At 32.5% G+C, this 13,168-nt stretch carries 12 protein-coding genes and 1 tRNA gene; 6 read left to right on the top strand and 7 right to left on the bottom strand.

The features are described from left to right. From U9R23_00285 to pyrE, 7 genes are all read right to left on the bottom strand, one after another. A partial coding sequence (locus U9R23_00285) for an efflux RND transporter permease subunit (protein MEA3474878.1) occupies positions 1-391 on the bottom strand: 391 nt, incomplete at its 3' end. Between the two features lie 276 nt (positions 392-667). Continuing rightward, positions 668-1,684 (bottom strand): efflux RND transporter periplasmic adaptor subunit, encoded by a 1,017-nt coding sequence (locus U9R23_00280; GenBank protein MEA3474877.1) that lies wholly within the window; start codon positions 1,682-1,684, stop codon positions 668-670. A gap of 111 nt (positions 1,685-1,795) precedes the next feature. Then, a complete protein-coding gene (locus U9R23_00275; protein MEA3474876.1) occupies positions 1,796-3,172 on the bottom strand; it encodes a TolC family protein in 1,377 nt (458 codons plus the stop codon). Beyond that, entirely contained in the window at positions 3,169-3,741 is a 573-nt protein-coding gene (locus U9R23_00270) for a PadR family transcriptional regulator (GenBank protein MEA3474875.1), read from the bottom strand. Before U9R23_00270 ends, U9R23_00275 begins: the two co-directional genes overlap by 4 nt. A gap of 255 nt (positions 3,742-3,996) precedes the next feature. Then, positions 3,997-5,691 (bottom strand): glutamate formimidoyltransferase, encoded by a 1,695-nt coding sequence (ftcD, locus tag U9R23_00265; protein MEA3474874.1) that lies wholly within the window; start codon positions 5,689-5,691, stop codon positions 3,997-3,999. Positions 5,692-5,793: 102 nt separating this feature from the next. Continuing rightward, positions 5,794-6,153, bottom strand: a complete 360-nt coding sequence (locus U9R23_00260; GenBank protein ID MEA3474873.1) for a DUF1844 domain-containing protein — start codon at positions 6,151-6,153, stop codon at positions 5,794-5,796. A gap of 4 nt (positions 6,154-6,157) precedes the next feature. Beyond that, on the bottom strand, positions 6,158-6,748 hold the full coding sequence (gene pyrE / locus U9R23_00255) for an orotate phosphoribosyltransferase (GenBank protein MEA3474872.1): 591 nt from the start codon (positions 6,746-6,748) through the stop codon (positions 6,158-6,160). A gap of 103 nt (positions 6,749-6,851) precedes the next feature. On the opposite strand from pyrE, the gene U9R23_00250 reads away from it, so the two are divergent. The 6 genes from U9R23_00250 to U9R23_00225 all read left to right on the top strand — a co-directional run bounded on the left by U9R23_00250 (position 6,852) and on the right by U9R23_00225 (position 13,167). Next, a tRNA-Leu gene (locus U9R23_00250) sits at positions 6,852-6,940 on the top strand. Between the two features lie 166 nt (positions 6,941-7,106). Further along, positions 7,107-8,330, top strand: coding sequence for a tyrosine--tRNA ligase (gene tyrS, locus U9R23_00245; protein MEA3474871.1), 1,224 nt, complete (start codon positions 7,107-7,109; stop codon positions 8,328-8,330). Positions 8,331-8,376: 46 nt separating this feature from the next. Then, positions 8,377-9,972 (top strand): hypothetical protein, encoded by a 1,596-nt coding sequence (locus tag U9R23_00240; protein MEA3474870.1) that lies wholly within the window; start codon positions 8,377-8,379, stop codon positions 9,970-9,972. Between the two features lie 9 nt (positions 9,973-9,981). After that, entirely contained in the window at positions 9,982-11,337 is a 1,356-nt protein-coding gene (locus tag U9R23_00235; GenBank protein ID MEA3474869.1) for a hypothetical protein, read from the top strand. Positions 11,338-11,468: 131 nt separating this feature from the next. Further along, positions 11,469-12,536 carry a DUF6588 family protein gene (locus U9R23_00230; protein ID MEA3474868.1) on the top strand — a complete coding sequence of 356 codons (1,068 nt, stop codon included), beginning with the start codon at positions 11,469-11,471 and terminating at the stop codon, positions 12,534-12,536. A gap of 151 nt (positions 12,537-12,687) precedes the next feature. Then, positions 12,688-13,167, top strand: a complete 480-nt coding sequence (locus U9R23_00225; protein ID MEA3474867.1) for a transcriptional repressor — start codon at positions 12,688-12,690, stop codon at positions 13,165-13,167. Position 13,168: the final 1 nt, after the last annotated feature.

Genomic DNA, 13,168 nt, shown 5'->3' with positions numbered 1-13,168 from the left:
GTTTCATCACCATCGGTCGTTTTGCATCACCTGGCAAATAATCCAAACTCTGATCAATTGCATCGCGCAAATCCTGTGCGGCAAAATCCAGATTCGTTCCCCAGACGAATTCAACCATAATCAAAGATATGCCTTCCATACTTTCGGATTTGATATTTTTTATTCTCTTTACTCCTGCGATTGATGTTTCTAATGTTTTTGTAATCATCTCTTCTACATCTTCGGATGCAGCGCCGGGATATGTAGTCACAATTGAAATAGTAGGATAATTTAAATCTGGCAGCATCTCAAACCCAAGTTGTGTAAAAGCAACTATACCTAAAATAACTGTTAAAATTGTTAGCATTATCACAGTAACTTTTCTATTTACAGAAAATTCTGGTAGCTTCATTATTTCTCCTCTGAATTATTTAGCCACGAAATCACACGAAAATTCACAAAATATAATTTTTTTCATTGGTAAGGTCGATAGTCTCATTGCTACTTGCTACTGATAAGTCAAAATTATTTAGCCACGAAATCACACGAAAATTCACAAAATATAATTTTTTTCATTGGTAAGGTCGATAGTCTCATTGCTACTTGCTACTGATAAGTCAAAATACTTTGATATTATTAATTTTTTCGTGTACTTTTGTGTGTTTTTGTGGCTCATATCATCACTGGATTATTTCACAACTACTAAGGCACTATCTTTTAACCCAACATTCCCACTTATAACAATTGTCTCGCCAGGCAGAATGCCTTTTACTATTTCAATTTCATCTTCATTTTGTATACCCAATGTAACAGTTCTTTTAATTGCTCTATCATTTTCCACTATAAATATCATATTATCATTAACCACAGCCTTTTGTGGAACCACAACAGCGTCTTTTTTTTCAGCAGTTATAATTTTTACTCTTGCATATTGTCTTGGTTTTAATCTTGCATCTGTGTTATCAATTAGAATTTCACAAATAAATGTTCCAGACATCATATCCGCTTCTGGGGAAACATAGTTTACAATACCACGAAATACTTCATCTGGGTAGCTATCTACATAAATTTTGGCATTTTGGTCTTTCTTCACAAGATTTATATCTTTATCAGAGATACAAACTTTTATTTTTAATTCATTTATATTAACGAGTTTCAGAATTGCTCCACCCATCATTGGAGTAAATTCTTCACCAGCCTTTTTTAATTTTGTTGTTATTATTCCAGAAAAAGGGGCTGTTATTTCAGTATTACTTTTCATAAATTCGTATCCAGCTTTTGCAGCTTTGTAAGCTGCTTCTACCTTGTCATAGGTTTCATTGCTTATACTCCCCTTTTCTTTCAATATTTTTATTCTATTGTAATTTTTTTCAGTGGCGACAAATTGTGCTTCAGCCTGCTTTAGTTGTGAATCATCCATCAATACCAGTGCATCTCCTTCATTAACAAAATCACCTTCATCTACAAGGATATCCTTAATTCTTAGCGACATCCCGGAGCCAATATATGCTTCCTGAACAGCTTCTAATTGACCTGTAAAAAGCAAAAATTCCGCAATAGTTTTTTGCTCTACCAGCGCTACTTTTACATAATTTTTGCCGATGCTTTCTACTTCTGTCTTATTCTCTTCTTTTTTAGAACATGCAGTCAGTATAATCAATACAGCCAGTGTTAAGATGATTAGTTTCCATATAATTTTTTTCATTTTTTCCTCACTATTTTATTTTACCACAAAGACCCAAAGGCACTAAGATAATTAAAAAACTGAAATAGATGTTTTTACTTTGTGTCTTGGTGACTTTGTGGCAGGATTTCATTATTCTTTTATAAATTTATTTAGATTATATTTTGCAAGAATATAATCATAATATGCAGATGTTAGATTCATTTCTCCATTAAATAGTATGATTTCAGCATCTAAAAGTTCCGTATTCGTTACCATTCCTTGTTCATAGAGGTCGTTTAGAATTTTATGATTCTCCTTTGCATTTTTAAAAGCAACTTTGGCACTATTGACCTTTTTTGCTTTTGTAACAAGATTATAGAAACTATTCTTTGTTCCCATCAAGATTTTATCCTTTGCATCATCCAGTTGCAGTTTTGTTTTCAAATATTCATATTTACTTCTTTTTAGATTAGTTAGATTTGCACCACTCTGGAAAATAGGAAATGAAGCAACTGCCATTAAATTCCAGCTATCTTCTCCATCAAAATCCAATTTATCATCACTTTCAAATTGCTTTTGAAATTGAAGATTTATTGAAGGTAAGAAATTTCCTTTAGCAATAAGATAACCTTTTTTAGAAATTTTTTTTACTATTTCTAAACTTTTTATATCTGGATTTGTTATTTCAGCCTGTGTAAGAATCTTATCAATTTCTCTATCTATTTCTTCTTCGGTTATTTCAGCATATTTCTCAATTTCATTTTCGTATTGTATAAAATCAATTTCATCTGGCATTGGAAGATTATCAGAATTTTTTAGACCGAGTAAATCTTTCCATAATGTTTTTAGAATTTCTATGCTATTGTTAACTTCTTCTAAAGCAATTTTATCATTTTCACCCTTTACTTTCCACTGCAACACATCGGATTTTTTTACAATACCCTGTTCATACTTGTCAGTAACCATTTTTAAATGCGACTTACTTGATGCAAGGGCTTTTTCAGAGATTTTTTTTACATCAGACAATTTCAACAAATTCAGATAGGTTTCTGCAACTTGATAATTTAAGTCATTTTTACCACTTTCCAGGTTTAACAATGCCTGTTCTTTTACTAACTTTGCAATCTGATATCCTATAAGTATTTTTCCGCCATTGAAAATTGGTTGTTGAATTGCCAATTGAGTTGTGTATGTTGTCCTATACATTCCACCTGACATTGCAGAAGGCGAAAAAGGTATATAATCACCAGTAGGAATCCCATTAGAATTGAAAACGGGTATTTGAGCGGTCTGGATTGCCTTATTATAAGTATTATCATCCAATCTTATGGCAGTTTCATTAAGAGAAAACTTTGGTAAAAAGTTGGTAATAGCATTATATTCATTCCATTTTGCTTGATTTAGATTTGCCTTTTGTGAAAGGAAGTATTTGTTATTCTCCTCTGCCATTTTCTTAGCTTCATCAAGACTTATAGCAGATAAAGAATTACAAATAAGCAACAAAATTAAAAAACCATGTACTCTCATTTTTCTTCTCCATTATTTTCTTGATAAAAGTAAGATTCATCAGTTTCTTCTATTTTTTTAATAAGTTTTTCCATGCTTTTTTTGACAACTGGGCGAATATCTTTTGCAAAATCAATAAGGAATTGCCAATTAAATCCAAGATTTTGATTTTTTATTTCTTCACTTTTGTCATTTATAAGATCTACTTGTTGGTTGAGGTAATCCAGATTATCTCTTAAAATTTGTATGGCTTTTTGTTTGGTAGTTCCTGTTATGAAAGCAATTCCAATGATAGACGGATTCACTGGTTTGCTTTTAGATGCCAGAGCTTCTTCTACATTTTGCTTAAGAGATTTTTTGCCTTTATCTGTTAAAGAATAGATAATACTTGGAGGCATATTTCCATGTTGCTCTTTTCTGCCGATAATTTTTCCCTCTCTTTCCAGCTTATTGAGCGTACTGTAAATTGATGGCTGTTTAGAAATTCCCCACTTATCAAGCCTTTTTTCTTTAATAATATTTCTTAGTTGATAACCATAGGCTGGTTTCTCGTTAAGTAAACCTAAAACTATTAATTCGTTTTTATTCATAAGCACTCCTGAATAATTTATTAGTTGATAATTAACTATTCAATAATTTAATAGTTAAATTTATAATGTCAAGTTTTTTTAGTAAATTTTTAAAAAAGTTTAAGATTGTAAATCTTATGAGATATCAAATAATTTGTGTTCACCCCGTAAAATACAAGAAAATAAAGGTTGTAGCAAGGAGATAAATAATCTATTTCACGGGGTGAATTCATGTAATTCGCTTGCCTTGCCGAAGTTAATACGAAGGCAGGCGGTTTATCCCAACTTCTCTAAAACTAATTTCTCAACCTTATCAGCCAATTTTTTTGAATCATTAAGAATTCCTTCAGCTTCAGATAAAATTTCACTTTTGATTTGTTTATTCTCAATACCAGGGAGATTTATTTTTACATTAAGGAATGCTCCTTTAACTCCTGTTAATGCAGTGATTGCAGAAACACCCGCATCGGATGCAGCATTAGGATTGCCTTTTTCTGCTGCTGCTTTGCATAATTTGATAACATCATAGCAAAGTTTCATTGTATTAAGTGGAACTTCGGTTGCATTTTTTATAGCTTCTTGAATGGCAGTTTTACGGATTTCTTTCTCATCATCAGTTTTCTTGGGGAGTTTCATTGCAGACATATACTTGTTGAAGGCTTCAGTATCCTCATCAATAGCATTCAATAATTTTTTCTTTAATATTTGAGCTTTATATGCCATCTCCATCATTAATTTCTCGTTTTCTTTATAAGCGATTCTTTCTTCAGAAGTTTTGAATTTTCGCTTTCCAACTGTAAGGTTTCCCACCATTGATGTTAAGCCAGCAGCCAGGCTTCCACAAAATGCAGCAACACTTCCTCCACCAGGTGCGGGTGAGTCAGAAGCAAGTTCATCAACAAAATCAGTTATAGTTTTATCAACCAATAACCCCTTTTTTGCAATGCGATATTCAATGATTTTCTCATCAGGATTAAATGGCACGATATCACTTAATCCTAAAGAAATTGTGGCAATATGAACAAGCTCCTTTTCGCTAACAGCATAAGAAACTTTCTGCTTTTGTAAAAAATATTTACCTGCTATAAGCATAGCTTCAAGAGGGACCAATCCAACCAATTCGCTGCCAGTTACAACCAAACCTCTTTCCAGAGCCAATTCTCTTACTTTATCAAAAACAATGTGTGGAGGAGATATTTTATAATTTGTGAAATTTATTGAAATTTGTGCCTGACCATATTCTGGAATATACCAGCCAATGCCTTTAACATTTTTAAATAATCCGGGAATCTGTATTATTTTGCCATCTTTATCACGAACTGGCTGGAAGTTATCATCTCGTTTTCTTTTGCCTTTTTCACGGATAATAAGCGCAAGCTCTTTGGCTTTTTTTACATTTCTTGTATTAAGGTTAATATTATAAGCGATTAAGAATTCTCTTGCTCCTGTAATCAAGGCACCTGCTTTAGAATTAAATTTAGCAGGTCCGAAATCTGGTTTAAATTTTGGATTCTTCAGTTTTTCTTCAAGTCCTTCATATTCTCCTTTTCTTACATAAGCAAGATTTCTTCGCTCTGGAGTTAAAGCAGAATTTTCATAAAGATAGACAGGGATCTGTAATGCTTCTCCAACTCTTTTTCCTACTTTTTTTGAGATTCTAATACAATCATCCATTGTTACTTCAGACACAGGAACAAAAGGGCAAACATCAGTAGCACCCATTCTTGGATGTGCACCTTTATGATTTCGCATATCAATTACTTCCGATGCTTTTTTAACTGACTGAAATGCGGCTTCTTCCACTCCCGCTGGTGTGCCAACGAATGTTACAACGGTTCTGTTCGTCTCTGCTCCAGGGTCAACATCAAGAAGAGTTACATCTTCAACTGCTTCAATTGCATCAGTGATTTGTTTAATAATGTTTCTATCTCTTCCTTCACTGAAATTTGGGACACATTCCACTAATTTCATATTTATAAACTCCTATAATTTTGGAGTTCCAATCTCCAGATTGGATTTGAGTTTAATTATTATCCGCTTCTGGAGAAGTGGACTCCAAATAAATTTTATTTTTTATTCTGCTTTATTAGTTTTTTCTTCTTTATTTTTATCAACTTTATCTTTATTCTCATCAGCAGTTTTTTTCTTTTTTGCTTCCTTCTCTTTTTTCTTTTTCTGTTCTCGGGTAACCTCATCAGCATAATTCATTTTCAGGTCATAAATTATGCGGTCAATCAGTTTCTGCTCTTCCTCATTTAGGTTGCCTTTTGTTTTTTCTTTTAATGCTTCTAATGTGTCAATAGTTGATTGGGCTATAAGTAAATTCTTTTCAATTTTTTGAGTTGCCGGATTCATAATTTTACCCATAGTAATCATTCCTTGCATCTGGAATGACATTAATAATTGTTGAAATACTAAATCGTGTTTTTTCATTTTTTTATCTCCTGTATGCGTTATACATTTTCCTTGATCCGGGTTTAGTTATCGGTATATTTTTTTTGCAAAGAGGGCACTCTTCAGGCAGATACGTCTTGATGTTGAGTGTTAACAGAGATTTTGTAGGAAAGCCAAAGTCTACTTTGCCCCAACTTCTATCCACAATTAAGCCAATGCCCATAATTTGTGCACCTATTTTTTTTATACAATCTATGACTTCAAATACACTTCTTCCAGTGGTCATAACATCTTCAATAATAAGAACTTTTTCATCTGGATGAAGTTCAAATCCATTTCTGATTGTCATTTTATTATTCTCTCTTTGTGTAAAGATGAATTTTTTGGACAATATTTTCGCAACCTCATAACCAAGAACAATGCCTCCCATTGCCGGACTAATCACAACATCAAAGTTGAAGTTTTTGAATTTGTCTGCCAATTCAGAGCAAACCTTTTGGACCTTATCAGGTTCATGTATTATCTTGATTTTTTCAATATAATATTCACTATGTCGTCCAGAAGAGAGCAGAAAATGTCCTTTTAGAAATGCACCACAATCAAACAAAATTTTCTCTACCTCTTTTTTTGTCATAATCTCTTTCAAATTTTCTAATTCTAAATTATGTATGCAATTAAAGACGATTGCATTACAATTTTCTTGACTATAAAAAAATCATATAAGATTTTTTACCTATGCTGAAGTGGCGGAATTGGCAGACGCGCTAGGTTCAGGACCTAGTTCCGATATATCGGAGTAGGGGTTCAAGTCCCCTCTTCAGCACCAAAAAGTCAGTTGAATCGGTTGAAACAGTTCAACCAGTAAGTTTCAGACCCAGGTTCAACACCAATAAAATCTACCTCGTATAGAGGTATACGCAGGATTTCTTTCTTATATTTGTTGTCAAGAATATAAGCCATAAAATTCTTTATATTTATAAAATGGAGTAGATTTGAATTTAGAAAAAGTTTTAGCAGTGATAAAAAACGAGGTTGAAGAAATTATTCCTGAGCATGAACTTATCAAAAAACTTAGAAAATCTGAAAAAACAGGAAAACCTCTTCGTATAAAATATGGCATTGACCCGACTGGCTATGATGTGCATATTGGTCATATGGTTCCAATCCGTAAGATGCGCGATTTTCAAGATTTTGGACATATTGGCGTGATTGTTATAGGGGATTTTACCGCTCAAATTGGAGACCCAACAGGTTTAGATGAAACGCGAAAACATCTCTCTGCAAATGAAGTGAAACGAAATGCAGAAAAATATATGGGTCAGCTGTATAAGATATTAGACCCGGAGAAAACTGAAGTTAGATGGCAATCTGAATGGTTTACGAAAATGAGTTTAGAGGATGTAATAAATATGATGTCAAAATTTACACTGGCACAATTTATGGCTCACGAAACTTTTCGTAAACGATACGAAGAAGGGTTGCCATTATCTTTGCATGAGCTTCTATATCCACTTTTACAAGCGTATGATTCTATTGCAATAAATGCTGATATTGAACTTGGTGCAACAGAACAAAAATTCAATATATTAGCTGGAAGGGAACTACAAAGAATGATGGGAATGGAATCACAGATTGCAATATTATCACCAATATTATTCGGAACTGACGGCAAGGAAAAGATGAGTAAGAGCCTGAATAATTACATCGCTATTTTTGACTCGCCAGAAGATAAATATGGCAAAGTGATGTCCATACCTGATTCTGTTATTATGAACTATTTTAAACTTGCTACCGATATAAGTTCTGAAGAAGTAGAAAGAGTAGACAAAATTTTGGAAGAAGGAAAGGAGAATCCCAAAAAAATAAAAATGCGACTGGCAAGAGAGATTGTAGCATTATACGATGGAAAGGAAGCAGAGCAAAAAGCAGAAGCACATTTCCAGAAGGTCTTTGCTGAAAAAGAAATGCCGAATGAGATGCCTTTATATACAATAAATAAAGATGAAATATGGATTGTTGATTTATTAAGAGATTCTGGATCATGTGCGTCCGGTAGTGAGGCTCGAAGAATGATACAACAAGGAGCAGTTTCTGTAAATGGAAAGATAATTGATAATATTGAACTTAATATAAAAATTGAGGATAGTATGGTAATAAAAGTTGGTAAAAGAAAATTCTGTAAGATAATAAAAATAACTAAAAAAGTTGACAAATAATTAAATGATTTTATGAAAAGAACTAATAAGAAAAATGGAGGAAAAAATGTTGAATGAAATGAAATCCCGATTTCTATCGGGGCAAAAGAAAAAAAGTTTATTTGGGTTGACATTTTCAATCTTATTGATAGTGTTATTAACAATCTCTTGTGGTAAAAATGGTACAACTGAACCTGGTCCAGGTGATACGGAACAAGCTGACAGTCTGGCTCAAGAGGCATTTGCACTGTTGAACCAAGCAATTCTTGAAGCAGAAGAACCAGAGGATCCTCAAAGTGGAGAGGATGTCTTTCCTGAGGCAGCTTACAATGGTATCAAAGGTTTATTTCAACAAGCTTTAGCACTTGATGAAGATAATGCCTTAGCAAATTTTGGAATGGGTATTCTGGAAGTAGCAAGTGTAAACTATGATGAAGATTTGTGGGATTTAATTAACGAATTTACCCAAGACGGTGGTGGTAAGCGGTTACTAAAAAATCAATACAGCTTTCTGATAAAAGCTTCACAAATACAGGCTTCCTATTTTCTCCATGCATTGCGTGGTGATGATGACCTTAAATTTGCTACCTTACAAAACCTTATTGATAACAATGTGTTACCAAAACTTGAAACCGCATTGGTATATTTAGAGAAAGCCGAAAATATTGCAGACACTACTTTTATACCAATAAATACAGGAGAAGAGATATTAGAATTGGATGCAGGTGAAATCTGTCTTTTTGAATCTTCTATTTATGCTGTCTGTGCAGGCTTCCGCGAGATAACTCTATATGATGTGGACATTCTTGATGAAAATGGTTCTTATGATTGGCTTGATAGTTTGCAAGATGATTATGATGATTGGTTTATAGAAAGCGAGCAAATTGGCGACACTTTATATATACAGAAATATTGGTATTATAATGAAGCTGTTAATGATTCTATTATTATTAGTATGTTAAAAGATAATCTGGAAAGCAGAGAAGAATTTTTAGCATATCGCGCTGGCAATAGTGGCACTGCCATTCAGACTGATTTAGTAGCAATGATAGCTAAATTAGAATTAGCAAGAGATAAGATACTAGCAGAAACCGATGAGCAAGATAATGATATTATTAAAATAGAATATCTTAATGAACTCGATAATGATATTGCTGACCATGACGAGAATGACCCAAATTTTATGCAAGATTGGAATACATTTCAGGATGCACTTGATTGGCTAAATGAGCTCATTACAGGACCTGTGACATTTACTGAAGATTTTGATGATGACGGAGAGGATGAACAATTTACCATTGATCTTTCTGCATATTTTGACCCTGGTTTAACTAATATGAAAGATTATTTACCTTATCATGAATGGAATGATGCAATGCATATTGTGTTGGTTTTAGATTGGCAAGATGAGTGGGAGAATCCAAATGGTAATTATTCATATTGGGATGAGAATGGTGAAGAACATACTTTTACTAATGTATATTATATTTATTGGAATGAATGGGAATGTGCAGTGAATGAAGCAATTTTCTTCTTAAATGGACCAGATGGTGATCCTATTAATTTAGATGAAGAAATGCCATATTTTCCAGATTATACCTTTGGTGGAATTTTTCCGGGTATGACTCGTGATGCTTGGTTATCATTATTTGGAGGAGAATAATTTATAAATGTGAAGAACTATTTATTATTCATTCTTTTTATCCTGATTTGTAATACAATAAATAGTTTTTCGCTTTATGATGATTTGGAGAAGGTTGTTGGGCTTCAGCAGCCTTGTCTCTTTTTTCAAGAGCAAAAAAATCGCTCTTCCTTTATCTCTGATTACTATTATATTTATCATTACAATAAAGATGATTATAAAATCATTTTAGAGAATAGTCATATTTGTTTTCGTCAGCGAGAAACAGTTTCTAATCTTACAGCAAAATTAAATTTATGCAAACGAAATGGATATTATTTCATAAATGATATTGACCGCAAAGAAGATAAAGCCTATATAAATCAGGATGATATTTTTCTCAGTTTTGATTCTGTATATCAATTATCAAAAAAAACAAAATTCAAGCTTTATCTTGAAAAGACCAATAAGATAGGAAGTTTATTAGGATTAGAAAAACAAATTGGGTCTAATCAATTTTTGCTACTTGTGGGGATCAGATATAATAGGCATAAATTAGAATATGATATACATAATCTATCTTCATATTTTCCTTTTGAGTATGCTATTATAGAGAAGAAATTTGGTTATAAAAATCAATATTTTAAAAGTGTATTAACACATCAGAAGATTTTGTCAGATAAAGATAATAGAGATAAATATCCAAGCGATATTACGGGTAAAAATATTACATGGGATAATAAGTGGGTCAGCAAAAACTATTTATTAAGTTTTTTTGTCTCAGAGTTAAGTTTTTTAGGCAGTTTTGAACATCAAAACAAAGAATTTTGTAAATTAGATAATTTTACCTTATTTTTTGCAAGATTTAATGTAGGAAAAAAATTTAGAAATTATGATTTCATCATTGGCTCAGAATACTATAAGTTTTGTATTGGAGACGATTCGTATTTTGACATCTGGCCCTTTTCTGCGTGGACAGCTATTTATGATTTTGATAGAATAAGATTTAAAGAATTAAATTTTGAATTAATTCAACCTTTTATACAGTTAGAAAAAATCTTTCAATGGGGAAAAACTAAAAACAAGTTATCATTTAATTATTCTCACTTATTTTCGTATAATAACTATTTCTATAAAAAACGGGAGAAAATTTTTGTATATCCACAATACATCTCTTACAAAGGCTCATTTGATATAGGTATGGATGCTATTATTGAACTAAGATATGATTTGTTTTATCCAATAAGTAATCAGTTCAACATAAGATTTCTACTTTCCCAGAAAATTCCTGTTGATTATAATAAGCTTAGAAGAACCGCCGGTGATGGCGTAAGTGAAGAGCCTAAATTGGGTAGAAACAAACATGGTGGTACAATGATATCGTTGAATATAAATTATATATTTTAGTTTCTAAAGAAATTTAGGGAGTGAGCACATAATTTAGTAGGATATAAAAACTCAAAATATGTATTAAATTTCTTGACAAAAAATACTGAAAATCATAGTCATTTTTAATCAAAAATATAGGAGGAACTATTATGAAAAAATTCTTATTAGTTTTCTTAATTGTTTTAATCTTTGTGGCATCAAACTTATTTGCTGACGACCTTGAAGAGACATTACAAGAACTTTCGGAAGATGCTGCAAAAAGTTATGTGAATCCGGTTGTTTCTGCTTTTGGTTCAAATTTGAATGGCGGATGGTACCACAAAGCCCCTAAATCAAAAATATTTGGAATAGATATTGAAATTGGAGTTGTTTTTATGGGAACATTATTTGATGCCGATAATAAAACCTTTTCTACAGAAGGGAGTTTTAGATTCAATAGGAATCAAGCAGAAGAATTAACAGTGGATTTACCTTCAGCTATTCAAGATTCAGTTATTAACGCGATTATTACACAGGATTTTGATGTGGGAATTTATGGACCCACTATTGTTGGTGATAAAAAAGATAGTGTAAAAATAGAATTCTACAGCGAAGATGTTACTTATAATTCTCCATCTGGTGACACTGCTACCGTAAATGTGCCCGGGAAAGTTATTCCTCTTCCAGTGAAAGGATTATTAGGTGAAGTACCTGCACTACCACTCTTTGCCCCACAATTGAGTGTTGGGACAGTATTTGGAACTCAGGCGGTTTTAAGGTATGTACCAGCAATTGAAATTGAAAATTTAGGCGAATTTAATTATTTTGGTTTTGGAATTCAGCACAATCCAAAAGTATGGCTTCCGATTTCAATTCCTGTAGATATCTCTGCATCGTTTTTTACTCAATCAATGGAAATAGGAGATGTTGCTTCTGCAAATGCTACCGCATTCGGTTTGAATGTTAGTAAAACATTTGGAGTTAAAATGCTAAATCTTACTCCTTATGGTGGATATATGTATGAGAATTCTTCAATGGAATTTAATTATGATTATGCTATTGATACACCAGCCGGACCCAGCACGCAAGAAATTAGCTTCAAATTAGATGGAGAGAATGAGTCACGCATAACGGTTGGCTTGAGTCTTAGATTAGGTGTGTTGAATTTAAATGTAGATTACAATATGGCAAAGTATAATTCAGTAACAGCTGGAGTTGGATTCGGTTTAACATTCTAATTTAACATACAATTTTAAGCCTGATTATCTGTTTTGATAATCAGGCTTTTTATTATAAACATAACAATAATTTTTTAAGATTTTAAAAAGTTCTTGACATTCAATTTATTTAGATTGAGATTCGGTCTCAATTTTATGGAGATTAAAAATTATGAAAAATGAAGTAAGAGAGTTTCAAAAATTTATTCAAAAACAAAACCTCTTATGGTCAACAGAGAGAGAGATTATAACTGAGCAGGTTTTTGATAATCATTTTCATTTCACAGCGGATGATCTGTTTATCCAACTTAACGAGAAAGGCAAAAGTGTTTCGCGTGCGACAGTATATCGGACTTTGGAACTTTTAGAAGAAAGTGGTATGGTGAGCAAAATTCAAATGCAAAATGGAAAGCATCTTTACGAGCATATTTTTGGTCATCAGCATCATGACCACCTTATTTGTCAGAAATGTGGAAAGATGATTGAATTTCACTCAGAGGGTATAGAGGAGTTGCAGAGAAAAGTCTCTTTAGAGAATAATTTTAAGATGACTGGCCATTGCCTGAAGATTTATGGCATTTGTTCTGATTGTCAGAATAAAGAACAGACCCAGAAGCAGCCTGTACAGACAAGAAAATCAAAAGGAGGGTGAA

Source organism: Candidatus Cloacimonadota bacterium (assembly GCA_034722995.1).
Taxonomy (GTDB): domain Bacteria; phylum Cloacimonadota; class Cloacimonadia; order JGIOTU-2; family JGIOTU-2; genus JAGMCF01.
Note: the sequence above shows the minus strand (reverse complement) of the source record. Positions and strands in the feature narration are given on the sequence as shown.

Excerpts from the sequence above, each read along its gene's own strand:
- ftcD (MEA3474874.1), bottom strand. The coding sequence starts at position 5,691 with ATGAAATTAGTGGAATGTGTCCCAAATTTCAGTGAAGGAAGAGATAGA.
- U9R23_00270 (MEA3474875.1), bottom strand. The coding sequence starts at position 3,741 with ATGAATAAAAACGAATTAATAGTTTTAGGTTTACTTAACGAGAAACCA.
- U9R23_00240 (MEA3474870.1), top strand. The coding sequence starts at position 8,377 with ATGTTGAATGAAATGAAATCCCGATTTCTATCGGGGCAAAAGAAAAAA.
- U9R23_00275 (MEA3474876.1), bottom strand. The coding sequence starts at position 3,172 with ATGAGAGTACATGGTTTTTTAATTTTGTTGCTTATTTGTAATTCTTTA.
- U9R23_00280 (MEA3474877.1), bottom strand. The coding sequence starts at position 1,684 with ATGAAAAAAATTATATGGAAACTAATCATCTTAACACTGGCTGTATTG.
- U9R23_00260 (MEA3474873.1), bottom strand. The coding sequence starts at position 6,153 with ATGAAAAAACACGATTTAGTATTTCAACAATTATTAATGTCATTCCAG.
- U9R23_00225 (MEA3474867.1), top strand. The coding sequence starts at position 12,688 with ATGAAAAATGAAGTAAGAGAGTTTCAAAAATTTATTCAAAAACAAAAC.
- pyrE (MEA3474872.1), bottom strand. The coding sequence starts at position 6,748 with ATGACAAAAAAAGAGGTAGAGAAAATTTTGTTTGATTGTGGTGCATTT.
- U9R23_00230 (MEA3474868.1), top strand. The coding sequence starts at position 11,469 with ATGAAAAAATTCTTATTAGTTTTCTTAATTGTTTTAATCTTTGTGGCA.